The 23,378-nt window shown below is 64.5% G+C and carries 21 protein-coding genes; 6 read left to right on the top strand and 15 right to left on the bottom strand.

All coding sequences use genetic code 11. The annotated features are described in order from the left end of the window. Positions 1-71 precede the first annotated feature (71 nt). On the top strand, positions 72-482 hold the full coding sequence (locus ACODT0_RS39110) for a helix-turn-helix domain-containing protein (protein ID WP_261206527.1): 411 nt from the start codon (positions 72-74) through the stop codon (positions 480-482). Further along, positions 476-1,270 carry a hypothetical protein gene (locus tag ACODT0_RS39105; RefSeq protein ID WP_261206529.1) on the top strand — a complete coding sequence of 265 codons (795 nt, stop codon included), beginning with the start codon at positions 476-478 and terminating at the stop codon, positions 1,268-1,270. The genes ACODT0_RS39110 and ACODT0_RS39105 overlap by 7 nt, the downstream gene beginning before the upstream one ends. A 40-nt stretch (positions 1,271-1,310) precedes the next feature. On the opposite strand, the gene ACODT0_RS39100 is transcribed toward ACODT0_RS39105, so the two are convergent. Next, a complete protein-coding gene (locus ACODT0_RS39100) occupies positions 1,311-2,297 on the bottom strand; it encodes a LysR family transcriptional regulator (RefSeq protein WP_314733627.1) in 987 nt (328 codons plus the stop codon). A gap of 96 nt (positions 2,298-2,393) precedes the next feature. Here ACODT0_RS39100 and ACODT0_RS39095 point away from each other — a divergent pair, with 96 nt between their 5' ends. Further along, complete coding sequence (locus ACODT0_RS39095; protein WP_261206531.1) at positions 2,394-3,848, top strand: amidase; 1,455 nt, start codon at positions 2,394-2,396, stop codon at positions 3,846-3,848. Between the two features lie 414 nt (positions 3,849-4,262). On the opposite strand, the gene ACODT0_RS39090 is transcribed toward ACODT0_RS39095, so the two are convergent. After that, complete coding sequence (locus tag ACODT0_RS39090) at positions 4,263-4,559, bottom strand: type II toxin-antitoxin system RelE/ParE family toxin (RefSeq protein WP_057596818.1); 297 nt, start codon at positions 4,557-4,559, stop codon at positions 4,263-4,265. After that, positions 4,547-4,849 carry a CopG family ribbon-helix-helix protein gene (locus ACODT0_RS39085; RefSeq protein WP_261206535.1) on the bottom strand — a complete coding sequence of 101 codons (303 nt, stop codon included), beginning with the start codon at positions 4,847-4,849 and terminating at the stop codon, positions 4,547-4,549. The genes ACODT0_RS39090 and ACODT0_RS39085 overlap by 13 nt, the downstream gene beginning before the upstream one ends. A gap of 447 nt (positions 4,850-5,296) precedes the next feature. On the opposite strand from ACODT0_RS39085, the gene ACODT0_RS39080 reads away from it, so the two are divergent. From ACODT0_RS39080 to ACODT0_RS39070, 3 genes are all read left to right on the top strand, one after another. Next, on the top strand, positions 5,297-5,806 hold the full coding sequence (locus ACODT0_RS39080) for a sigma-70 family RNA polymerase sigma factor (RefSeq protein WP_413764892.1): 510 nt from the start codon (positions 5,297-5,299) through the stop codon (positions 5,804-5,806). Beyond that, a complete protein-coding gene (locus ACODT0_RS39075) occupies positions 5,803-6,819 on the top strand; it encodes a FecR domain-containing protein (protein WP_413764893.1) in 1,017 nt (338 codons plus the stop codon). The genes ACODT0_RS39080 and ACODT0_RS39075 overlap by 4 nt, the downstream gene beginning before the upstream one ends. Before the next feature lie 118 nt (positions 6,820-6,937). Next, on the top strand, positions 6,938-9,457 hold the full coding sequence (locus ACODT0_RS39070) for a TonB-dependent siderophore receptor (RefSeq protein WP_479668646.1): 2,520 nt from the start codon (positions 6,938-6,940) through the stop codon (positions 9,455-9,457). 118 nt (positions 9,458-9,575) lie between these two features. Here ACODT0_RS39070 and dmpG read toward each other — a convergent pair whose 3' ends face one another. The 12 genes from dmpG to ACODT0_RS39010 all read right to left on the bottom strand — a co-directional run bounded on the left by dmpG (position 9,576) and on the right by ACODT0_RS39010 (position 22,669). Next, entirely contained in the window at positions 9,576-10,628 is a 1,053-nt protein-coding gene (gene dmpG / locus ACODT0_RS39065) for a 4-hydroxy-2-oxovalerate aldolase (protein ID WP_203206431.1), read from the bottom strand. Between the two features lie 10 nt (positions 10,629-10,638). After that, positions 10,639-11,592, bottom strand: a complete 954-nt coding sequence (locus ACODT0_RS39060; RefSeq protein ID WP_209542296.1) for an acetaldehyde dehydrogenase (acetylating) — start codon at positions 11,590-11,592, stop codon at positions 10,639-10,641. Positions 11,593-11,609: 17 nt separating this feature from the next. Further along, the gene (locus ACODT0_RS39055; protein ID WP_261206547.1) at positions 11,610-12,410 is read right to left on the bottom strand and encodes a 2-keto-4-pentenoate hydratase; all 801 of its coding nucleotides are present in this window, start codon (positions 12,408-12,410) and stop codon (positions 11,610-11,612) included. Positions 12,411-12,898: 488 nt separating this feature from the next. Then, positions 12,899-14,527, bottom strand: a complete 1,629-nt coding sequence (locus tag ACODT0_RS39050) for an acyl-CoA synthetase (protein ID WP_296734666.1) — start codon at positions 14,525-14,527, stop codon at positions 12,899-12,901. A 166-nt stretch (positions 14,528-14,693) separates the two neighbouring features. Continuing rightward, a complete protein-coding gene (locus ACODT0_RS39045; RefSeq protein WP_261206554.1) occupies positions 14,694-15,866 on the bottom strand; it encodes an alcohol dehydrogenase catalytic domain-containing protein in 1,173 nt (390 codons plus the stop codon). A gap of 42 nt (positions 15,867-15,908) precedes the next feature. Beyond that, positions 15,909-16,622 carry a ThuA domain-containing protein gene (locus ACODT0_RS39040; RefSeq protein WP_261206556.1) on the bottom strand — a complete coding sequence of 238 codons (714 nt, stop codon included), beginning with the start codon at positions 16,620-16,622 and terminating at the stop codon, positions 15,909-15,911. A 3-nt stretch (positions 16,623-16,625) separates the two neighbouring features. Then, positions 16,626-16,979, bottom strand: coding sequence for an NIPSNAP family protein (locus ACODT0_RS39035; protein ID WP_209542299.1), 354 nt, complete (start codon positions 16,977-16,979; stop codon positions 16,626-16,628). A gap of 1 nt (position 16,980) precedes the next feature. Then, positions 16,981-17,727 (bottom strand): SDR family oxidoreductase, encoded by a 747-nt coding sequence (locus tag ACODT0_RS39030; RefSeq protein ID WP_261206562.1) that lies wholly within the window; start codon positions 17,725-17,727, stop codon positions 16,981-16,983. Between the two features lie 10 nt (positions 17,728-17,737). Beyond that, positions 17,738-18,667 (bottom strand): 3,5-dioxohexanoate:acetyl-CoA acetone transferase, encoded by a 930-nt coding sequence (kce, locus tag ACODT0_RS39025; protein ID WP_203206424.1) that lies wholly within the window; start codon positions 18,665-18,667, stop codon positions 17,738-17,740. Positions 18,668-18,692: 25 nt separating this feature from the next. After that, positions 18,693-20,450 (bottom strand): CocE/NonD family hydrolase, encoded by a 1,758-nt coding sequence (locus ACODT0_RS39020; RefSeq protein ID WP_261206564.1) that lies wholly within the window; start codon positions 20,448-20,450, stop codon positions 18,693-18,695. 176 nt (positions 20,451-20,626) lie between these two features. Continuing rightward, positions 20,627-21,595 carry a Bug family tripartite tricarboxylate transporter substrate binding protein gene (locus ACODT0_RS39015; RefSeq protein ID WP_203206422.1) on the bottom strand — a complete coding sequence of 323 codons (969 nt, stop codon included), beginning with the start codon at positions 21,593-21,595 and terminating at the stop codon, positions 20,627-20,629. Between the two features lie 108 nt (positions 21,596-21,703). After that, a complete protein-coding gene (locus ACODT0_RS39010) occupies positions 21,704-22,669 on the bottom strand; it encodes a LysR family transcriptional regulator (protein WP_203206421.1) in 966 nt (321 codons plus the stop codon). Positions 22,670-23,378 lie beyond the last annotated feature (709 nt).

The following is a 23,378-nucleotide window of genomic DNA, read 5'->3' as shown; positions in this document are numbered from 1 at the left end:
GAGCTAGAAAAACCAAAGTGTGTTCACTATTTTAGACAAATTATAAGGCTTTGACTAAAATAATGGACACCATGCCCGCTGCGATCCAACTTGATTCCCCGACTTCCAGTGAACTGCTGCGCCAGTTCGGCGAGCGGTTGGCGTCTGTGCGCCGTGCCCGCGGGCTGACAGCGCTGAGCTTTTCTCGCGAACTTGGCATTTCTCGCACGACGCTCGGTGCGGCCGAGCGTGGCGAGCCCGCCGTGACAATGGGAACCTACATGCGCATCCTTGCGCAACTGGGTATGGCGGCGGACATTGCCCTTCTTGCAGCACAGACGGAAAACTCTGCCAGCATCATGCGCCGTCACCAGCGTTTCGCACGCGAGGTCGAGCGTGGCCAGCGTCACCCGCAGACTCTGTTTGCGTTTCCGGCCGAACTTGTCGCGCGAGCCGAGTTGGAGTTTCCTGAGAATGCGTTCGGTGAGCCGCAGCCGTGGTGATCGATATCAAGGGCAAGAAGGAGGCCATCACTCCGCCTGACATCGTCAACCGGTTGCTTGCAGCGGCCGGCGAAGACATGGTGCTCGTGGGCGGCCAAGCGTTGGCATTTTGGGTCTTGCGATACGAGTTGGTCATACCGAGCGGGCACGCTGCGATCTCCAGCGACACGGATTTCCTTGCGGTCGCGACCCATGGGCGTGCACTGGTTGAGCGGATGGCCGAAGTCATCCACGGACAAGCACTGTTTCCGAGCCGTCGAGCCTTGACGGCCCTTGTCGGGCAAGCCGTTCGCCCCATCAGCGACGACGAGTTCGTCAATGTCGACGTCATCGACAGTGTGATCGGGATTGCCGAGGAAGACGTTCGATCGCGCGCCGTACATGCGGCGGTGGACGGCCAATCTTTTCTAGTGATGCACCCTTTGCACGTTCTTAGATCGCGCTTGGCCAACATCTACGCGTTGACGGAGAAGCAGGGCATCAAAGGTGAAATGCAGTTGGCCTTGGCGATAGACGTGGCGCGCGAATTCGTACGGACAGAGGCCCGGGACAAGCAAGGTCACGGCGAGTCGACGCGAAGTCCCATACAGCCGTACATCACCGAGATTGAGCGCATGGCGTTGGATGACGCAGGCAGAAAAGTGGCGCAAAGATTCGGCATCCGTGTCGCCGATGCAATCGATCCGTCAAGCATTCCCGCCGGTCCATTCTGGGATCGAAAATGGCCGACACTCGTGACGCTGATGTCAGCGGACTATGCCAACCGATATCAGCCACCGAAGCCTTGAGTGATCGTGCCCTTGGCGTTCTCTCTTCTTGGCGGGTCGCTCAGGTGATGAGTCGTGGAGGTCTGCGCAAAGCACTGGACTGGCCTGCATCGGCCAAAGGGAAGCGCAGTTGCTCCTTCAGGTAGGCAATGAATGCCTGCACCTTTGGCGACGGCAAATGCTCGCGTGACGACAGGGCATTGAGTTCCTGCGGCGGTCCCCACCACCCGGGAAGCACGCGCACAAGCCGGCGCGCCTTCACGTCGGCCGCCATGCTCATCTCCATCGCCAAGGAAATTCCTTCGCCCTGCAGCAGCGCGGGATGCAGGAAAAATGGATCGCTCGCGACGATGACGGGATGGACGAGAAACCCGCGCGGCTTGCCCGTGCCCTTGCGCATGGGCCACACATACCCCACGTCACGACGCGCCTGATGCAACGTGAGTGTGCGGTGGTCGCACAGTTGCTCCGGCGATGGGGGAAGACCGGCGCGCTTGACGTAGGCAGGGCTCGCGAAAGCACCCGACGGAAAGCTCGCGAGCCGGCGCGCGACGAGACTGGAGTCGGGCAGTTCGCCCAGGCGCAGCGCGATGTCGATCTCGGACTCGACCAGGTCGAGCGTCGCATGCGATGCCACGATCTCGATCTTCACGTCTGGGTAGCGCGCACGAAAGCCTGGCAGCAGCGGAGCAATCCAGTCGACGCCGAATGAATAGGGCATCGTCAAGCGGAGCCAGCCGCGCGGGCCGTCGCGCAGCTTGTGGACCTCTCCCTCTGCATGCTCCAGCGTCGCTGCAATGCCTCGACAGTGTTCGTAGTAGATCGCACCGGCCTCGGTGAGGCTGAGCTTGCGCGTGGTGCGCCTCAGCAACTGCGCGCCCACATGCTTTTCGAGCTCGAGGACCCGTCGGCTGACCGTCGTCTTCGGTATCTGCAGCGCATGCGCCGCCGCGGTGAAACTGCCTTCCTGCACAACCCGCACGAACACGAGGGTGTCGTTCACATCTCTTCTCATGGCGGCGATCTCTTCAATGGCATCGGTGCACATTGTCCCATCCATGGGCCAATTCTTGCCACTTCGATGGGCTAATCAAACTGGCCGCCCCTGCTTATCTTCGGTGCTTCACTGCCACGGAAGAACACCATGAACTTGAGCGAATACGCGAATTTCGACGCTGTCGACCTGGCCCGCCTGGTGGCCAAGGGCGACGTCCGGCCGGCCGAACTCGCCGCCCTGGCCCTCGCGGCGGCCGATGCGGTCAACCCCGCCGTCAATGCCGTCGTCGAGCAGTGGACGCCCGAAGAGGTGGATCTCGCCACGGCTAAGGCCACGAACGGTCCGCTCGCAGGCGTGCCGTTTCTCATCAAGGACCTTGCGATCCAGATGGCCGGACGGCGCTGCGAACTTGGCAGCCGTCTCGCCGATGGGCTGGTCGCCGCGGACGATTCGCTGCTGATGCGCCACTACCGGCGTGCCGGTCTGGTCACCGTCGGGCGCACGACCACACCCGAGATGGCCTTCAGCACCGAAACCGAGTCGGTGCAGCAAGGCGCCACCCGCAATCCGTGGAACCCCACCTTGAGCGCGGGCGGCTCCAGTGGCGGCTCGGGCGCCGCGGTGGCGGCAGGTATCGTGCCGATCGCGCACGCAACCGATGCGGCCGGCTCGATCCGGGTTCCAGCCGCCTACAACGGGCTTTTCGGTCTCAAGCCGACGCGCGGGCGCACCTCAAACGGGCCGGCGCTTGATGAAGTCTTTGGCGGTCTGGGCGTGCAACTGGGTCTGAGCCGCTCCGTGCGCGACAGCGCCGCGCTGATGGATGCCGTACAGGGCTATTCCCAAGGCGATCCGTACTACACGCCGGCGCCTGCCGAAGGCTTCCTGTCTCAGGTCGGGCGCGATCCCGGCAGGCTTCGCATCGGGCTCATGCTGCATCCTTGGAATGGCGTACAGACGGCCGACCCCATCGCGCAGGCCGCGCGCGACGTCGCAGCCCATCTGCAGTCGCTCGGTCATCGCGTCGAGGAGGTGGCGCCCGTGCTGGGGGTCTCGTGGGAAGCCTTCGTGCATGCCAACGCGCAGATCTGGTGCGCAACGCTCGTACGCTGGATCGACGGGCTCGCCGCCGCCACGGGGCGCCCGATCGCTGCGAGCACCCTGGAGCCTTCGACGCTTGCCAACTACCGCTACGGCCAGGAGGCACGTGCTGTCGATTTCGCGGCGGCTTTCGAGGTCCGCAACACCGTATCGCGCGCGGTGGGCGCCTGGTTCGACGACATGGACGTGCTCATGACCCCCACGCTGCCCGAGATGCCGGGCGCGCTCGGCAACTACAGCGAAGGCGCCGAGCGCATGAGCGGCCTCGACTGGACCGCGCGGGTCTTCCGCCATACGCCCTTCACGCCGCCAGCCAATGTCGCAGGTACGCCGGCCATGTCGGTGCCGCTGTGCGTCGACCCCGATACCGGACTGCCGATCGGAATCCAGTTCATGGGAGGGTTTGCGCGCGAAGACCTGCTGCTGCGGCTGGCCGGGCAACTGGAACAGACGATGCCTTGGGCCGCGCGCCGACCCGCGGTGTGGGCTGGTGCGGCTTAAGGGAATCACAAGAAGGCGATGGTACAACCCGCCGGCTTTGCACGGATCGCGGGGCTGTATTGACCGCCGCCGCCCCGATGGCGACAGCACGCGCTGCGTATCGGTCACCGCGAAGAACTGCGAGGTCGCGCGCATCCAGCGCGAGATGGTTTGATCGCTCGCGTCAGATGGGGAGGCCTGGTTCGGCGCAGCGAGATCTCACACGATTGATGAGTTCTGAGCGAGCTCGTGAGGTGCTGATGCCACTGCCGCCAAGGCAGGGCACCTCATTCCAATGCCGCTATCCACTCCCGTCATGCCCCCGTAACCAGCGGGAGCAAACAGTCGTGGACAAGAGGCAGGCCTTGCCGACGGCCCAAACAACATCCAAGATTCACTGAGTCAGCAAGTCGCCCTAAACCAGAATTCGCTGGGTCAGTAGCCGGCCTCGCGCTGATGACGCAGAGCCAGTACCGTGACCACATCAATGTCTTCGTCGTACCGGTAAAGCGATACGTAACCGCCGCTACCGAAGTCGATCACCCACTCGCGATACTCAGACGGCAAATCCTCCAGCGGCCGTCCGATCAACGGCTGCAAACCCAGCACCTTCACGCCCTGCAGAATGCTTAGAGCAGCGCGCCGCGCTGCTTGCGGGTTTTTCGGACGCAAGAACTCACGCAAACGCTGCAGGTCGCGCAGCGCCGCAGGCGCGAACCTCACTTGTGGCATTCAGGCTCAGGCTGCTCGTTGTCCGTGCCCCAACTGTCCAACCAAGCACTCACTTCTTCGGCCGTGACGTGCAGACCCGTCTGCTGAAACTCATCCCAGGCGGCCACCGCTTGTTCATGAAGCTCCTGACGCTTTTCCTCCCGCTCCACATACTGCGCGATCGCCTCGCGCATGAGCCAGTGCGGCGCGCGGTGGCGCGCCTCGGCCAGACGCTTGAGCCGGCCCTTGAGCTGGGGGTCGAGTTTGACCGGCGTGGGCGCGATGGACGAAGAAGAACTCGCGGTAGTCATGGGTAATACTTTATCAACTTTCAGCGCATCCGGGCAGTTGCACCAGCGTTCCCGCGGAGTTCCCATGGCCCCCCGCGCGTCCGGTGATTGGGGGCGGCCGAAATCTCGCCGAACGCCGGCACCTCTTGGTGGGCATGGCAGCCTAAACGATGCAATCGCGATAAATGCAGTACTCGAATACGACACGCGTAGTCGATTGCGCTTTAAGTACGCTTGCGGCCTGACGTCACCGGGTGAGACTGCAATCTGAACGGCGCGTGTCGGCGACAGCCGATCCTGCCCCCCCCTTTGGCGGCAAGAGGTACTGGCGCAACGGTGATCGAGCCCGATGCGCTAACGCGCCACGCCGTTAGTTGATTTTCAACCTTCGACGACGGCATCGGCATGCCGGTGGATGTAATTCTTTAGAATAAGAACCATTCCTATTTGTCACGCCTTCGTGCTCCCATGTCCGCCCCCCTGCCAGCCCCCGCGCTGATCGACAGCATCTACCGCGAGCACCATGGGTGGCTGCTCGGCTGGTTCCTGCGCAGGCTGAGCGGCAGTTCCCAGGCCGCGGACCTGGCGCACGACACCTTCGTACGGCTCATCACCTCGCGCGAGCTGGCGCAGGTGCGCGAGCCACGCGCATTCCTGCGCACGCTCGCCCACGGCGTGATCGTCAACCACTGGCGCCGCGCCGACGTGGAGCGCGCCTGGGCGGAAGCGGTCGCCGCACAGCCCGAGCTCTTCGCCCCCTCCCCCGAGGAGCGAATGATCGCGGTGGAAATGCTGTGCCGCATCGACGCCATGCTGAACACGCTGAGCGACAAGGCGCGCAAGGCCTTTCTGCTGTCGCAGATCGACGGTCGGACCTACGCGGAGATCGCGCTCGAACTCGGCGTGTCGGATCGGATGGTCAAGAAATACATGGCCCAGGCGATGTTGCAGTGCCTTCTTCTCGCGCAGGAGCCATGACCGCGGTCTCGGCGCACCCGGAACAGCCCCGGGCGACGTTCGAACATCTGCAGCAGGCGGCAACCTGGTTCGCCCTGCTGCAGTCCGAATCGGCCACCGCGAGCGACCGGCTGCGCTGGGAAGCATGGCTGCGCAAGGATGGCGGTGCGCGTGCCGCTTGGCAGCAGGTCGAGGCCGTGTCCCGGGACTTCTCGTCCGTGCGCCATCTCCCCGCGCGCCAGATCCTCGAAGACACGCGGGCCACGGCCACGCGCCGCCGTCGCAGCGCGCTGCGCGTGCTGGCCTTGCTGCCCGTTGCCGGCGTGGCCGGCTGGCTGCTCGAACGCGAACTGCCCTGGCGCGCATGGGTGGCGACGTACCGCACGCAGACCGGCGAACGCCGCGAAATCGCGCTGGAAGACGGCAGCCGGCTCTGGCTCAACACCGCGTCGGCGGTCGATGTCGACTTCACGGCCACCCATCGGCGCATCCTCCTGCATGCCGGCGAAGTGCTGGTGTCCACGGGACACGACCCAGCCTGGGAGGACCGACCGCTCGTGGTCGAGGTCGCCCAAGGACGGCTCACGGCGCTGGGCACGCGCTTCACCGTGCAGGGCGAGGGCGACGCTGCCGGCTCGGCACTCGTCACGGTCTTCGAAGGCGCGGTGCGCGCCCAGCCCGCCCAGGGCGGGCCGTCGCTCACGCTGCGCGCCAATGAACAGACCCGGCTGTTCGCCGACCGCGTCGAAGCACCTGCGGCGGCGGACGCGGGCAGCGACAGCTGGACGCGCGGCCAGCTTGTCGCCAACGACATGCGTCTGGGCGACTTCATCGATGCGCTGGCCCGCCACCGGCGCGGCCACCTCGCCTGCGCCCCGGCCGTTCGCGACCTGCGGATCGTGGGCAGCTATCCGCTGGCGGACACCGACCGGATCCTCGCGGCGCTTCAAGCCACCCTCCCGGTACGGGTGAACCGCGTGCTGCCATGGTGGGTGACCATCGAGCCCGCGCAGGGCCCCGACAACCGCCACTGAAAAAAAGAATCGCGGCGGAGGTTCCCCTTTTGCGACCGTCGTGTGGCAAGGAAGGTACCAACCCTTCCATTTGCTCAAAGCCTCCATGCGCGACCTTTCGACTCCTTCCCTCCATGGCGTGCGCTCCGCACGACCGCCCCGCTCGCGCCTGCGTCGCACCACCCTCGCGGCGCGCGCACTGGGCACGGCGCTCGCCATCCTGCCCGCCGCCATCGTCCTGCATGCCAACCCGGCGCTCGCCCAGTCGCCCGCGGAACAGGCCGCGCGCGACTACGCCCTCGCGCCCGGCCCGCTGGCCGGCGTCCTCACGCAGCTCGCCAGCCAGTCGGGCATCCTGCTGTCGGTCGATGCATCCCTCACCGCCGGGCTCGACAGCCCCGGCCTGCGCGGACGCTTCACCCTGCAGGAGTCGCTCGCCACGGCCCTCCAGGGCAGCGGCCTGCGGGCGACTCGCACGGGCGACAACATCTACTCCCTGCAGCGCGATGCGTCGCGCCCCGCCAGCCCGTCGGCCGCGGGTCAGCCATCGGCCGGGTCGCTGCCGGCGGTCGTCGTGGAGCCCCAGGCGAGCCGGGAGACCGGCACCGGCCCGGTGTCCGGCTTCATCGCGCGGCGCAGCGTCTCGGGCACCAAGACCGACACGCCCCTGATGGAGACGCCGCAGTCGGTGTCCGTCGTGACGCGCGACCAGATGGACGCGCAGGGCGCGACCACGCTGGTCGAGAGCCTTCGCTATACGCCGGGCATCGTCGCTCAATACGGCAACACCGACCTGCGCCTGGACTGGCTCACCTTGCGAGGCTTCACGCCGCCCGCGCGCTACCTCGACAACCTGCGCCTGCCTTTCGGCGCGCGCGGCTACTCGCAGCCGCGCATCGAGCCCTGGGGGCTGGAACGCGTCGAGGTCGTCAAGGGGCCGTCGTCGGTGCTCTACGGGCAGGCTACGCCTGGCGGGCTGGTGAACATGGTCAGCAAGCGCCCCACGCTCGAGCCGGTGCGCGAGGTGGAGCTGCAGTTCGGCAGCCACAACCGGCGCCAGGCCGCGCTCGATCTCGGCGGTGCCATCGATGCCGATGGCGTCTGGAGCTACCGGCTGGTCGCGCTGCACCGAGAGGCCAACACGTCCTACGACCACGTTTCCGAGCGCAAGACCTACTTCGCCCCGTCGCTGACCTTCCGCCCTTCCAGCGCAACGCGTCTCACGGTGCTCGGCCAATGGCAGTCGCTCGACTCTCCCGGCGGCGGCGGCGCGCCGGCACTGCCCGCCGCGAGCACCCTCGACACCAGCCGCTACGCTGCGCTGCCCACGCGCACCTTCGTCGGCGAGCCAGGCTACGACCGCTTCAGCAACCGGCAGCGCTTCGTGGGCTACGAATTCGAACACCGCTTCAACGACACCTTCACCGTGCGCCAGAACCTGCGCTACGGCAAGGTCGACGCGTACACCCAACGCATTCAGGCCGTCTGCCTGGCGGCCTGCAACCCGTCCTCGCTGCTGCGCTACGCATGGGCATTCCCCGAGGAAGCCAGCCTGCTGACCGCTGACACGCAGCTGCAGGCGGACTTCGCCACCGGCACGTTGCGGCACACGCTGCTCGCCGGCGTGGACTTCTCCAATGAGAAGTCCGCGTTCGACGAAACCAACCTGCGCATCATCACGCGGCCCTTCAACGCCTACCTCCCGGTCTTCGGCACCGATTCCGGCGCGGTGCCCAGCGTCGCGACCCACATCGACCAGAAGCGTCGCCAGACCGGCTTCTACCTGCAGGACCAGATCCACTTGGACCGCTGGAGCCTCGTGCTGGCCGGCCGCTACGACAAGGCCGACACCGACACCCGCACGCTGACGACCGCGACGGCGCGCATTGCACGCGTCGACCAGCACGACGACAAGTTCACCGGGCGCGCCGCGCTCATGTACAACTTCGACAGTGGCTTCGCGCCCTACCTGAGCTACAGCACCTCGTTCCAGCCGGCCGCCGGCACCGACCGGCAGGGCAATCCCTTCGAGCCCACCACGGGCCGGCAGATCGAGGCCGGCCTGAAGTACCAACCGGCCGGATCCAAGGCCATGGTGACGGCAGCCGTCTACGAGCTGACGCAGCGCAATGTGCTGACCCCGGATCCACTGAGCCGATCGTTCAGCGAGCAGACCGGCGAGGTGCGTGTGCGCGGCCTCGAGCTGGAAGCCAAGGCACCGCTGGCGCGCGGCCTGGATGTGATCGCCTCCTATGCCTACACCGACAGCCGGGTCACGCGCGCCAACGCCAACGCGTCGGGCGCCAGCACCCTGGGCAAGCGCTTCCCCTATGTGCCCGAGCACCAGGCGGCCCTGTGGCTGGACTACGCCTTTCCGATGGAGATCGCGCCCGGGCTGTCGCTGGGCGCGGGCGTGCGCCGCATCAGCACCACCTACGGCGATGCCGCGAACCAGTTCCGCGTGCCCGGTGTGACCCTCATGGATGCGGCCCTGCGCTGGGACCTCGGGCGCTGGCGCCCGTCGCTCAAGGGCCTGCGCCTGGCGCTGAACGTGTCCAACCTTGCGGACAAGACCTATGTGGCGACCTGCCTGTCGTCGACCGGCTGCTACTACGGCGAGCGTCGCAGCGTCTATGTGACCGCTGGGTACAGTTGGTAGCGTGCCGCGCGGCCACATGCAAATGACCTGCTCGGCTTGCTCGAGACAGCCACTCGTGGAAGAGAGCGTGACGCAGGTTCAGGGAATGGACAGAAAGTCGTGCGGGAATCTCCGGCAATCAGGCGACTGCCGCAGCGACATCGGTAGCGGAGTCGGCGTCACGCGACCGCGCGAGGTCGAGCGCGACGTCCACAATCATGTCTTCTTGACCGCCAACCATACGGCGCCGTCCAAGTTCGAGCAGAATCTCGACGGCCGGCAGGCCGTAACGTGACGCGGCGGCTTCCGCATGCCGCAGGAAGCTGGAGTAGACACCGGCATAGCCAAGCGACAGAGTCTCCCGGTCTACCCGAACGGGCCGATCTTGCAATGGCCGCACGATATCGTCGGCCGCATCCATCAGCGCCTTGACGTCGCAGCCATGATCCCAATTCAGCCGCTCGGCCGCGGCCACGAAGACCTCGAGCGGCGCGTTACCGGCGCCGGCGCCCATTCCAGCCAGGCTCGCGTCTACGCGATCGCAGCCTTCCTCCACGGCTACGATGCTGTTGGCTACGCCGAGGCTGAGGTTGTGGTGGGCATGCATACCGGTCGCCGTCTCCGTGCGCAATACGTCTTTGAGGGCGCGGAAGCGGTCACGCACGTCCTGCATGCCCAAGGCTCCGCCCGAGTCGACGACGTAAACGCAGGTGGCACCGTAGCTTTCCATCTTCAGCGCCTGCTGCGCGAGCTCTGCCGCGCTGGTCATGTGACTCATCATGAGGAAGCCGACGGTGTCCATGCCAAGCTCGCGCGCGGTCTCGATGTGCTGCTTTGCGACGTCGGCTTCCGTGCAATGCGTCGCCACGCGCACCACGCTGGCACCGGCCGCGTGGGCGGCCTTCAGGTCGTGCACGGTGCCGATGCCTGGCACGAGCAGGGTGGCGATGCGCGCCCGACGAACGGCATTGCGCGCCGCGGCGATCCACTCGACGTCGGTGTGTGCGCCAAAGCCGTAATTGAAGCTGGAGCCGGCGAGCCCGTCGCCGTGGGCGACCTCGATGGAGTCAACGCCCGCTGCATCGAGCGCGGCCGCGATCTGCGCCACCTGCTCCACGGTGTACCGGTGCCGGATGGCGTGACTGCCATCGCGCAGGGTCACATCAGAAATGTAGATCTTTTTGTCATTCATGGAATTCTCCTCACGCGTTCGCCATGGCACGGGTGGCCAGCAGGCGCGCCGCGATGCGGTCGCCGCTCGCGAGCGCGGCACTGGTCATGATGTCGAGGTTGCCCGCATACGCCGGCAGGTAGTGCGCCGCGCCTTCAACCTGTAGGAACACGGAAGTCTTCAGTCCGGCGAGCCCTCCCACGCCGGGAATCTGCAGCGCCTGCCCGGGCGGAATGTGTTCGAACTGCACGGCTTGCTTGAGGCGGTAGCCCGGCACGTACCCCTCCACGGCCGCCACCATGGCCTGCACCGAGTCTTCGATTGCGGCCTCGTCACCGCCCACGCTCAGCGTGTAGACGGTGTCGCGCATCAGCAGTGGCGGCTCTGCAGGGTTAAGAATAATGATGGCCTTGCCCCGCCTCGCCCCTCCCACAACTTCGATAGCGCGGGCCGTGGTCTCCGTGAACTCGTCGATGTTGGCCCGCGTGCCCGGGCCCGCAGAGCGGCTCGACACCGACGCGACGATCTCGGCATAGTGCACGGTCGCCACTTGCGAGACAGCATGCACGATGGGAATGGTCGCCTGACCGCCACATGTGACCATGTTGAGGTTTAGCGCGTCCAGGTGTTCTTCAAGGTTCACCACAGGGACACAGTAGGGACCGATGGCGGCCGGCGTGAGGTCCACCATGCGGAGGGCCGGCTTGCGCTCGCGCAGGAAGGCGTCGTTGCGGACGTGCGCGGCAGCCGAGGTTGCGTCGAACACAATGTCGATGTCGCCGAAGGCGGGATGTCGCGCGAGGCCCTCGACCCCCTGGTCGGTAGTTGCCACGCCGAGGCGGCGCCCACGCGCGAGGCCGTCGGAGTTTGCATCGATGCCGGCTAGCACGACCACCTCGAGGTTCCGTGCGCCGCGCAGGGCCTTGATCATCAGATCGGTGCCGATGTTTCCACTGCCGATGATGGCAGCTTTGATCTTGTTCATGAAGGTTCCTTGCATGTTCACGCGAACCGCGCCGCGACGCGGCCGAGACCTTCAATATGCGCCTCGAAGAACGAGGGCGCAGTGATCGTCACCATCGGTCCGAGCGCCCCGGTCAGTACGACATCGCCGGCGCGCAGCGGGGTGCCGAGCCGGGCCAGTTGCCGCGTCAGCCAGACAGCAGCATTCAAGGGATGGCCCATGCACTCGCCGCCGCTGCCCTGGCTCACGCTGCGGCCGTCTTCGGTCAGTGTCATGCCGGCATCGCGCAGACTCAGCCGATCCAGTCGTTTCGGGTCCGCGCCCAGTACGTAGCCGGCGGCCGATGCGTTATCGGCGATGGTGTCGAACAGGTGTATGTCCCAGGCCGCGATGCGACTGTCCACGATTTCGAGCGCAGGCACCGCATAGGCCGTGGCCGCGAAGAGGTCGGCCAAGGTTGCGTCGGCGGCCGTCACATCCTTGTCGAGCACGATCGCGACTTCGGCTTCCAGCTTGGGCCGAATAAAGCCGGTCAGCGGAATCTCCGCGCCGTCGCCAAAGGCCGTGGAGCTCCAGAGCGCGCCGTAGTCCGGCTGGTCTACGCCAAGCTGTCGCTGCACGCTGGCGGCAGTAAGCCCGATCTTGCGGCCCGTGACGCGATCGCCGCTCGATATGCGGCGCGCCTCGTTGATGCGCTGCACGGTATAGGCGTTCTCCTGAGTCACCGACCAGCCGAGGGACTCGGCTTGGTGCCGCAACGGCGTGCAGGGGGAGCGCTGATGCTCGGCGTCGCGCAGCGCCGCCGCTAAGGCTTCGGCGGGGTCGGATAGATGTTGCATGGATGATCTCTGTTGGTGGGGGGTTGGGTGGGGCAGCGCATCGCGCCGGGTTGCGTCAAGTCGTCGAGAGGAGGCCCCGAACAAGAGCGAAGGACGGCAATTTCATCTGGCCTCTTCTCAAGATGTCGAGACGAAGAAAGCAGCTCGGCGATGAACTGGCCGCGCAGGCAATGTCGCTCATCGCGACGATGTTTCGCCTGTTCATGCGACCGTCTTCGCCATTGATGATGTGACTGAAGCAAAGGTTAGCGACGAGGGAATAGCGGCGGAAATGCTTTCTCGGCATGGAGGCCATGCCGATCCGGGTGTCACGATCCCGGAACTGAGGTGGGCGGCAGCGCGGGTGAACGACTCGAACTTCGCACGGTCAACCGCAACCGGCGCGGTGTGCTAAAGACAGGCCGCAGTCCAGGGGCGACGCCAGAACCGCGGCCCCAGGCGCTCGACGGTCAACGAGCTTCGCGACCATCTTCGAGCTCGGCGCCGGTTCATTCGAGCAGCCGTCGCAGCTCAAACTTCTGGATCTTGCCGGTGGAGGTCTTGGGCAGTTCGCCGAAGACCACAGCTCGCGGTACTTTGAACCCGGCCAAGTGCTTCTTGCAGTGCGCGATGATGTCTTCGGGCACGAGCTTCGCGCTCGCCTTGAGCTCGACGAAAGCGCACGGTGACTCGCCCCATTTGAGATCAGGCTTGGCCACCACCGCGGCAGCCAGCACGTCTGGATGCCGGTACAGGACATCCTCCACTTCGATCGAGGAGATGTTCTCCCCGCCGGAGATAATGATGTCCTTGCTGCGGTCCTTGATTTTGATATAGCCGTCCGGGTACTGCACAGCGAGGTCGCCCGTGTGGAACCAACCGCCGGCGAACACCTCTTGCGTTGCCTTCGGGTTCCGAAGGTAGCCCTTCATCGTAATGTTGCCGCGGAACATGATTTCGCCCATGGTGACGCCGTCCCATGGTACGGGCACCATCGTCTGCGGATCCATCACGATGGCGCCCTGCTGCAGGTGGTAGCGCATGCCCTGGCGGGCGTTCAGCCGCGCGCGCTCGCCGATGTCCATTCCGTCCCATTCAGGGTGCTTCGGGCAGACCATTGCCGGGCCGTAAACCTCGGTCAGGCCGTACACGTGGGTGAGGTCGAAGCCGAGCCGCTCCATGCCCTCGATCATCGAGGCAGGCGGCGCCGCGCCGGCCACCATCGCCTTGACCCCGCGCGGCAGTTTTCTCGTCAGTTCGTCGGGCGCGTTGACGAGCATCGAATGCACGATCGGCGCGCCGCAGTAGTGCGTGACCCCGTGCTCGCGGATCGCGTCCACCATCGCGTCGACATCGACCTTTCGCAGGCACACGTTAACCCCGGCGCGCGCCGCGATAGTCCAGGGAAAGCACCAGCCATTGCAGTGGAACATCGGCAGCGTCCAGAGGTAGACTGCGTGCTTGGGCATGTCCCACTCGAGAATATTCGACACGGCGTTCAATGCCGCGCCACGGTGGTGGTAGACGACGCCCTTGGGGTTACCGGTGGTGCCGCTGGTGTAGTTCAGGGCGATGGCATCCCACTCGTCTTGCGGCAGATCCCAGGCGAAGTGTGGATCGCCCTCGGCAACGAACACGTCATAGGTCAACTCGCCGATGCGCTCCACTGGTCCGGCGTAGAGTGGGTCATCGACGTCCACCAGCAGCAGCGGCGAGTGACTCTTACGCAATGCCAATGCCTTCTTTAGCACCGGCGCGAACTCCATATCAACAATGACCGCTTGGGCCTCGCCGTGGTCCAGCATGAAGGCGATGCTTTGGGGATCCAGCCGCGTGTTGAGGGTGTTGAGTACCGCGCCGGCCATGGGCACGCCGAAGTGCGCCTCGACCATCGCAGGCGTGTTGGGCAGCATGACCGCCACCGTCTGCCCTTTGCCGATGCCGCGCCGCTGAAGCGCAGAGGCCAACCGTCGGCATCGGACGTACACCTCGGACCAGGTGCGGCGCAGGTTCCCGTGCACGATGGCCAAGCGCTGTGGATATGCCTCGGCGCTTCGTTGGAGGAATGGCAAGGGAGAAAGCGACGCGTAGTTCGCGGAGGTCCGGGGAAGGTCCCGGTCGAAGAGCGGAGTGTCCATGGATGTCACCTATTCAGTCGCAAGGAAGTTGAGCCCGGTCGTGATCTCCGAAGGACTTCGACCAACGCGTGGCGCGCCCGGACGCGGAGAATTCCCATCTCAAGTTGACGGAGGCCGTGCACTCTTGCGGCCAGCGGATCCGAGCTCGGCATTTCCGACGGCTCGGTCAACAGTTTTTCCAGGGCTCGATCAGGAATTTCATTCCTGTCGCGGGATGTGCGCAGACCTTGAGGACCTCCGGTGAGATGACCTCCTTCAGCGAAATGCCTCGGGCGTAGTGGCTCGCAAACGTGGTCTTGACTTCTGCGGCAACCCGAGCTTTGAGCCTGTCGAGGATTTGCGGCTGCGTCACCTTGAGGTACCGCAGAAGAAGCCATCCGCCAGCGGCCCATGCAGCACCGATGTCGCGCGGTATCTCGATGGGGCGAGGATCGAGAGCGCCGTACACATACAACTGTTTAAGAACTTCGGAGCCGTAGCGGGAGGCTGCCTGACCGGGACGGCGGCTGATGGCCACCTCCATGCAGCTCAAAATCTGCCCGCCGCTACCCCCTCCAATGGGGTCCAAGACAATCGTTGCCCCCGTGGCCGCAATGGCGTCAACAAGTCGATCTCTGAAATCGCCGGAACTCGAGTTGCACACGTAGCGGGCGCCCTGCGCGCGCAAGAGTTCCTCTTGCTGCTGCGACCGCACCACGTTGACGAGCGGGACACCATCAGCAAGGCAGATTCGAAGAAGGATCTGTCCGAGATTCGAGGCAGCAGCCGTTTGGACAATCGCCGTGTGGCCCTCCCTGCGAGCCGTCTCCACCATCCCTAACGCGGCGAGGGGATTGACGAAGCAGGAGGCAGCCTCTACCGCACTGGTGCCCTCGGGGAGCACGAGACATTCTGCCGCCGCTACACAACGATAGCGCGCGTACATGCCCCCGGCCATCGCTGCAACCGTTTTCCCCATCAAGGACTGCGCAGCCTGTGAACTTCCTGCCGCCACGACCGTACCTGCCCCTTCGAGACCGACCGGCATGGAAGCAGCCCTGCTCGATCGCATCGCCGGCAGGGATGCTGCAGGTACAGGCGCCACAAGTTCCGGCCCAGCAGCACCGTCTGCAGTCCACGCCAGACTGAGGTCCGCGGCGCCAAGCATCGCGCCAATGTCGGACGGGTTGATTGGAGCGGCCTCGACGCGAATGAGCACATCTTCAGGCTTCAGGGCTGCCAGCGGCTCTCTGACAAGGGAAAGCACAACCTGTCCTCCATGAGTGACGACAGAGCGCAGTTGGAGCGACTCATCCGAGATTTTTTCTTCCACGTTGAACGCCGAGTTGAATGGTTGCAAGGTTCGCCGCTCGAAAGACCGGGCACGAGCGGCGGGGTGTGATCAGAACGGGCGCCGCTGTGCCGCCCATTCGACGCCACGCTTCACCAGCTCTTGGAACATCGGCAGGTCCCAGGGGCCCCGATGGTCGAGCTGATCGGGCAGGTGCGGGAAAGGCTTGTCATAGGGCCGGTTGGCGTGGCCGAGCGCGAGATAGAGTACGCCGCCATCGCCGACTGCCCGGCGGTAGAGGATCGGGCGATCGGCCTCCTCGAAATGAATGCCGCCGAACGCTTCACCGCCCCAGTTCGCGTGGAGCAACACGTCGAGGTCTCTGGTGACATCCTCGATGCAATACAGCTCGTCGGACACGTCGAAATCGCGGATGCCTTGTAGCAGCGGCTCTTCCTGCCGCGTCACTTTGACCGGGAAGGTCATGTACTTCGGGTGTGAGATGAAGCGTGTGCCGAGGATGCTCGGCATCGCCTGATTGCCCGCGACCGAATTGGTCGCATGCAACGCGAACCAGCGCCCGCCTCGATCGAGGAAGCGCCGGATCGCTGCACTCGCTTTTTCACTCACCGGTACCTGCGACGTGTAGCTGACGAGCAGGTCAACTCCGAGGAGGTCGGCCGACTCCTCATAGTCGTTGTAGCAATCGGTGCGAATGCCGTGAGCGTCGTAGAGAGCCTGGGCGAGCCGCAGCCGCGCGAAATCAAAATCGTGGTTACGGTGGGGACTGCCGCACACCAGTGCGGCGACAAGCGGGCGCGGCATCGCTTAACCGACGTCCCGCGAATGCCGCATCTCGTCCTTCATCGGCGCAGCCTCGCCGAAAGCTGCCGGCATCAGCAGCCTGCTCTCCTGACGGACGAAGAGAGGAGCGACCTGTGCGACGTACGCTTGCCACGCAGGAAGCGCGGCGAGCGCGCCACGCCGGCGCACACGGTCCTCGAACGAACTGAACCCCCAAATGAAGATCACCTGGTTCAGGTCACCGACCTCGGTCATGTAGCACCCGGCCAAGTGCCCAAGGACTTCACACTGAAGCGACTTGCCCTTCTCTGCGTAGATGCTGAGGTAGTCCTTCAGGCGGGACGGCAGCACCTGGTAGGTCCGCATCTCGAAGAGCATCTTATCTTCCGCCCGTGATATCGATGACAGCACCATGGACGTACGATGAGCGTTCCGACGCCAGCCAAAGCACAGCCTCAGCGACTTCGTCCACCGTGCCCGGGCGTTGCATCGGAATCGTAGGCGCAATGCTTTCGATGAGTTTTGCGCCTCCGAACTCATCGTGCATTTCGGTGACGATCACACCCGGTCGAAGGCTGTTGACCCGAACGCCCTGCGGCCCGAGCTCCTTGGCCAGCGCGATGGTCATGCCGTCCAACGCGGCTTTGGTGGACGCATAGTGAGCAAGTTCGGGCATACCGCCGTGCCGTGCCGCAGCCGATGAGATGTTCACGATCGATCCGCCTTCGCCTCCGCTGGTGCGGCTCATGCGCCTGACCGCTTCGCGGGAGCAGAAGAAGGCGGAAAACACGTTCGTCTCGAAGATCCGCTGCAGCCTGTCCTCGTCGATTGCATCGATAGCGCACCGGCTGCCGGAGATGCCGGCGTTGTTCACCAGCACGGAGACGCTGCCCAATGTCTCATCGACTTCGGCGAAAAGCTTCGCGGCTCCGGCACTGGTCGACACATCCGCACAGACCGCAGCGGCCCTGCCTCCTTGGCGCGCAATATTTCGGACGAGCGCTTCCGCGCCATCACGATCACTGCGGTAGTTCACCGCAACCCCGTACCCCTCTTTCGCCCCGAGGAGCGCAATCGCGGCACCGATACCCCGGCTGGAACCGGTCACAACAAGCACTTTCGACACATTCGTTCCTTCAGAAGTTGACACCTGCAGCGCCCTTGAGGTGCAGGCGCTCGCGGGCCTCCTCGGCAGACGCGATCTCCAGCCCCAATCCTTCGATCAGCTTTCTCACGGCCCGGACCTGATCCACATTCGACTCAGCCAGCTTGCCGGGGCCAAGCCAGATCGAGTCCTCCAGGCCGACGCGCACATTTGCGCCCATCGTTGCCGCCTGCGCCGCCACTCGCATCTGCGCGGCGCCTGCTCCGATCACTGACCAGTGGTACTGATCGCCGAACAGCCGGTCGGCTGTCCGCTTCATGTGCATCACATCCTCCGGGTGCGTCCCCGCCCCTCCCAGAATGCCGAGGACAGATTGAATGAAGAGAGGGGCCTTCAACATTCCACGGTCCAGAAAATGTCGAAGGTTGTACAGGTGCGCGGTGTCGTAGCACTCAAACTCGAAACGCGTGCCCGCCTCGGACCCCACCCCCAGGATGTGCTCGATATCTTTGAAGGTGTTCCTGAACACGAGGTCGCGGGTGCTCTCCAGGAACGGAGCCTCCCAATCGAACCTGAAGTTGCTGAAGCGCTCCAGCATGGGATACATGCCGAAGTTCATCGACCCCATGTTCAGCGAGGCGACTTCCGGCTTGAACTCGATCACAGGCCGAATGCGCTCGCTTACAGCCATGCCGGGCGCACCGCCCGTGGTGATGTTGATCACCGCGTCGCATCGCTCCTTGATCTGCGGCAAGAACTTGCCGAATGCTTCCGGCGACTGGTCCGGCCGCCCCGTAACGGGGTCTCGCGCGTGCAAGTGGATGATGGCGGCGCCAGCCTCGGCAGCGCCCACGGCTGCATCCGCGATTTGTTGGGGGGTGATCGGCAGGTGCGGCGTCATTGTGGGCGTATGCACGCCGCCTGTCACCGCGCAGCTGATGATTACTCGCTGTTGCTTCACAAAAGTAGTCTCCAGGACAGATGAATCACGCCCGCGTCGGGATCACGGGCAGAAGGACAGATGACGGGTGCGACGGGCCGGTGTGGATCGTTACCTTCCCCCCGAAAACTGACCGCGGACGGTCCCGCTCGTTGTCATGAACGAACGCTCCACAGCCTCGCATTTCGTGTGCGGGGTGCAACGCCATCACGGGTGGGCCCGCGTACTCGAAGTCCTTGCCACGGATGCTCAGCGCCAATCGGTAGCCCGGGGGGACGACGATGCTGGTCGGCCAGATCTCCACGTCGACTGGATAAACTTCGCCGGGCACGAGTGGAAGGATCTCGTCGTGCGCATGCCAGGGGCGCCAGGGTTTGGAACGATCCGCGTCCAGCTTCCGGTGCGACGCACGCAGCCACCCTTGCGCGATCGGCGTGTTAGGGTCGTTGGCGCCCTGGAAGGTGACCTCCTTCATGTCGGGCGTGAACAGGCGAACGGTGAGAAAGAGATCCGCGTCGGTGGTCTCGGAAGAAATGTAGAGGCGAGCTGCCAAGGGGCCCGTTACCTCGAGTTCACTGGTCGAGGGCGGCAGCATGAATACCAAGCCCGGCCCAAGGGCCTCGTAGGTGACGGAAGCGTTGTCCACCGGGACGGAGCTGCCAAGGGCCGCCTGCCCCGGCTCCAGGTAATACGGGGTCCATCGCGTGTCCGGAATGGGCCATGCCTGCTCCTTCCGAGCGACGAACCGGTCCACGTGCCGGATGTTCAGATTCACCGGAGGTTCGGCGTCCCAGCCGTTGTCAGCTCCTTTTAGGAAGTGATCAAAGAACCTCTTTTGCAGAGCGACCGAACTGGCGATGTAGAACGAAGACCAGTGATCGCCGCCATGCAGCTCGAGCCACTTCTGCTTCGAGCTCGCTTGCGTGAACCCTTCGATATTGCCTCGCAGATGCAGGCCGAGCCCTCCCCAATTGCCCGCCGAGAGGAGCGGTACGTCAACGCAGTCCCATCGTCCCGACCGCGCCTCGAAATACGAGTCCGGGAGGGGTCGGCTCGTCAGCTCGTGCTCAAGGTCCACTCGGTTAGAGCGAAGAGTCTCGTCATCCAGTGTCTCCGGACCCGCAACCAGCTCACTTGTCACGCGACTGCGCGGCCCGCGGTCACCGGCGCCGTGCTGGACGTTCACGACCTGCGGTCCGTACCAGGACTTCCACAACGCCGTGCAAGGGATGCCACCGTGGCGCACTGCGTCCCGATAGATGTCGGCTGCACCTTCCCAGACACAGATCGCCGACAGCGACGGAGGACGGCGCGATGCAGTGAACCACTGGTTCACGCCGTAGTAGGAGATCCCGTTCATGCCGACCTTGCCGCTGCTCCATGGCTGTGCTGCAGCCCAAGCAATCGACTCGCAAATGTCGCTGATCTCTCGCTCTGACCAGGGATCCAACAATCCGGGGGAGCGACCGGCGCCGCGGCTGTCGATGCGGATGCACACATAACCATCGCACACCCATTTCTCGGGGTCGACCGTCTCCCAGTTCTGGTACCGGCCACTGGATCCCTCTGCCACATCGGGGTGGCTGCGGACCATGCCCTCCCAAGCAGCCGGATAGCCCTCCTGGAAGGCCAGTCCTTTGCCGTAGGGTCCATAGCTCAGCAGTACGGGATAGCGCCCTTCCTCCACCGGACGAAAAACATCGGCACGCAGAACCGTTCCATCATCCATCGTGATGGGGACGTCCCAGTCCACAACGATGGCGTCGATGATCGCGGCAGCTTCAGTCTCTTTCATTGGGTTCATTGCGTCGTCCTTTTTTGTCTTTCCATGCCGGCAAGAATAGGAATTGCATGCCCGCTCGGGAAATACTGTCGTGGCATGGCTGGCATGCCCTGGACAGTGGCGTGTATGCGATGGGCGGAAAGGCAAAAAAAAGCGGGCGACCAAAAGGTCGCCCGCTGTATTCGGACTCGAAACTCTCAAGTCTGGATGTTCAACGACCTGATGAGCGGCCGCCACTGCGCCTCGTCTGCCGCAACCTGACGCGCAAATTCCTGGGGCGTGCTCGGAGTCGGCTCTATCCCCCTCGCAAGCAACTTTGAACGCACGTCCGCGTCGCGCAGATAGTCGCTCGCGCATAGCGCCCATTGATCCAGCACCGAGCGAGGCGTCCCTTTCGGCGCAAACAACCCGAGCCACACCCCGAGTACCAATTTGAGTCCGGTCTCAGTGAGTGTCGGGACATCAGGCAACTGTGACAGGCGCTTGCTGGTTGCCACCGCCAGCGGACGAACCCTTCCAGCGTCGATGAGGCCGCCGGCTGACGCCACACTGTCCGCGAGAAAGTCGATTTCTCCGGCAACCAGCGCCTGCAAGGCCTGCGGTGTTCCCTTGTACGCGACAGGCGTCGCCTTCGCGCCAACGGTCCGCAGGTAGAGCTCGCCGATCAGGTGCGACATCGAGCCGGGCCCGATCGTGCCGTAGTTCAACTTGCCTGGATTTGCCTTGAGCGCTTCGGCAAGCTCCTGCGCCGTGTGGTACTTGGAATTGGCCGGCACAACCAGGAGCCCGTCGATCCGCCCGATTCCCGTGAGCGGCTCAAAGTCGGTTGTCCCGCTATAGGGGGACTTCATGGTGACGGCGGGTCCCGTCACGATCGATGTCGTCGAGCCGTACAGCAGCGTGTAGCCGTCCGGTGCAGCTCGCTGGGCGAGCTGCGTGCCGATAATGCCGCTTGCGCCGGGGCGATAGTCCATGACGAGCGGCTGACCAGTCGCCTTCTGCATCGAGATGCCGATCTCTCGCGCTTCCGCATCCCCCGGCGATCCAGGGGGAAAGGGGAAAATGAGCGTTACCGGACGGTGCGGATAGCCGTTGCCGCCCTGCGCGCGCAGTTGGGTTCCCAGCATCGACGCCAGCGACCCGGCGATCATGTTTCGCCTGTTCATACGACTGTCTCCTCTAGTAGTAATTAGACTGGAGAAGAGGTTAGCAACGAGGCAATGGCGGCGGAAATGCTTTCTCGGCATGGCGACCATGCCGATCCCGGTGTCACGTCAAGGCAGGCGAGCAACGTCCGTCCCTGACGGGATGAACCCCTTCAGTCTGGCAAGTGGCCAGCGACCGCCTGATATCTGCTCATGGGCGACTTGCCGCAGCATGAGTTGCATGCGCTGGCCCGCAACGGACAAACCTTGTTCGCGGCCTTTTATCAGAAGCCAGGAGATCATCACGTCCTTGATGGGTGCCATGGAGATGGCACCACGCTCAAGCAGGTCGCTCCCGGAGCACACCGGCAGGGTCGTGAACCCCAAGCCCGATTCCACCGCCCTCAACACCAGTTGCCGAGTGTTGACCTCCATCGCAATGTTGAGGCGCAAATTCCGTTCGGCCATCGCGCTTTCCACGATCATGCGTCCCACATTCGGGCGGCTCATCGCAACCATTGGCCGATCGACAAGATCTTCCAGGGCCAACGGCTTGTCCATGGAAAGACCTGATTCGGCTGGGCCGATCAGACACATTGGCTCTTCGATGAAAGGGAAGGCCTCAAGACTGGCGAGGGGTTCCCCGGAGGCGACCACTGCCAGGTCGGCCCTGCCCTGTGCGACCATTGACCAGGCGTCGAGGACTCCGCTTGATCCTTCGAATACCCTCAGCAAGACGTTAGGAAAACTGGTCCTGAATCGCTGTACGACCGGAAACGCGAGCAACTCCGACATGGACGGAGGCAGCGCGATCGTGAGCTCACCGCTGGCGTCACCGGACCGATCTCGGACCTCGGAGCGGACCCGATCGAAATGGCGCAGCAGTTCGACGGCACTTCCGCGAAGACATTCCCCAGCCTCCGTAAGCGTGATACCACGTTCGGAACGGTGTAGCAGCGTCGCATCGAGGTCTTCTTCGAGCGAGCGCATCTGACGCGACAGCGCCGGCTGGGCGATGTGCAAGACCTCCGCAGCGCGCGTCACGCTGCCGAGTTCGGCGATTTGGAGAAAGTAGCGCAGTTGCCTAACGTTCATGGCTTCACAAGAGCCGTGCGTCGGTGGTACCGAGGGGCGGCATTGCGCGCTGGCGGCGCAACCTAAGACGGGGGCCGACTGCAGTTTACTCTGCAACAGCTGCAGCGTGCCCAGACCGTCCCCCCGTCAATCAAAGGTTCTGACTGGCGAAGCCATCGGCCGGGGCGCTGGCCAGGAATGCGCGAGCGATGCTGAGCTTTTGGGACCATCACAATTGTCCGCCGCGTGCGCGAGCTTCGAAGAGCGCTCCGATCCTTTCTGAGTCGGCGCACCCGGGGAACAGGCTGCCCCCTCCTCCCCCCTCCTCGCCCGTACCTGAGTCTCAGGAACAAGTCTCGCCGTACGCGCGGTTCAGCCCGCGGATGCGACCGTCGCGAAGCTCCTCGCAAGCTCCGGCATGTTCGTCGCCGTCTTTGACCTCGCTCCGATCGCATGTCGCAACCTGCTCGCGCGCCGATGCCCACGGCGCTGACGGCGGCTACTTCGCGGTGCGCCACGATGACGGCTCTTCGGGAGACGACACCCATAGCCCACCACTGACAGGAGTCCTCACCCTCAATTGTTAAGCTTTGCATATCGTCGACAAGTCTCGGAAGAAGTGCGACCCACGATCTCTTGCCCCGCCCAGCCAGCGCCATGCCCGCCCGCATTCCCCCCCTCCAGATCAGCGCCTACACGGCCACCTCGGCCGTCGGCGTCGGCAAGGAGC

The sequence above is a fragment of the Variovorax sp. FG153 genome, from assembly GCF_057809595.1.
Note: the sequence above shows the minus strand (reverse complement) of the source record. Positions and strands in the feature narration are given on the sequence as shown.

Coding starts and splice junctions, on each gene's coding strand:
- ACODT0_RS39110 (WP_261206527.1), top strand. CDS start 72: ATGCCCGCTGCGATCCAACTTGATTCCCCGACTTCCAGTGAACTGCTG.
- ACODT0_RS39100 (WP_314733627.1), bottom strand. CDS start 2,297: ATGTGCACCGATGCCATTGAAGAGATCGCCGCCATGAGAAGAGATGTG.
- ACODT0_RS39095 (WP_261206531.1), top strand. CDS start 2,394: ATGAACTTGAGCGAATACGCGAATTTCGACGCTGTCGACCTGGCCCGC.
- ACODT0_RS39090 (WP_057596818.1), bottom strand. CDS start 4,559: ATGCCACAAGTGAGGTTCGCGCCTGCGGCGCTGCGCGACCTGCAGCGT.
- ACODT0_RS39085 (WP_261206535.1), bottom strand. CDS start 4,849: ATGACTACCGCGAGTTCTTCTTCGTCCATCGCGCCCACGCCGGTCAAA.
- ACODT0_RS39080 (WP_413764892.1), top strand. CDS start 5,297: ATGTCCGCCCCCCTGCCAGCCCCCGCGCTGATCGACAGCATCTACCGC.
- ACODT0_RS39075 (WP_413764893.1), top strand. CDS start 5,803: ATGACCGCGGTCTCGGCGCACCCGGAACAGCCCCGGGCGACGTTCGAA.
- dmpG (WP_203206431.1), bottom strand. CDS start 10,628: ATGAATGACAAAAAGATCTACATTTCTGATGTGACCCTGCGCGATGGC.
- ACODT0_RS39060 (WP_209542296.1), bottom strand. CDS start 11,592: ATGAACAAGATCAAAGCTGCCATCATCGGCAGTGGAAACATCGGCACC.
- ACODT0_RS39055 (WP_261206547.1), bottom strand. CDS start 12,410: ATGCAACATCTATCCGACCCCGCCGAAGCCTTAGCGGCGGCGCTGCGC.
- ACODT0_RS39050 (WP_296734666.1), bottom strand. CDS start 14,527: ATGGACACTCCGCTCTTCGACCGGGACCTTCCCCGGACCTCCGCGAAC.
- ACODT0_RS39040 (WP_261206556.1), bottom strand. CDS start 16,622: ATGCCGCGCCCGCTTGTCGCCGCACTGGTGTGCGGCAGTCCCCACCGT.
- ACODT0_RS39035 (WP_209542299.1), bottom strand. CDS start 16,979: ATGCTCTTCGAGATGCGGACCTACCAGGTGCTGCCGTCCCGCCTGAAG.
- ACODT0_RS39020 (WP_261206564.1), bottom strand. CDS start 20,450: ATGAACCCAATGAAAGAGACTGAAGCTGCCGCGATCATCGACGCCATC.
- ACODT0_RS39015 (WP_203206422.1), bottom strand. CDS start 21,595: ATGAACAGGCGAAACATGATCGCCGGGTCGCTGGCGTCGATGCTGGGA.
- ACODT0_RS39010 (WP_203206421.1), bottom strand. CDS start 22,669: ATGAACGTTAGGCAACTGCGCTACTTTCTCCAAATCGCCGAACTCGGC.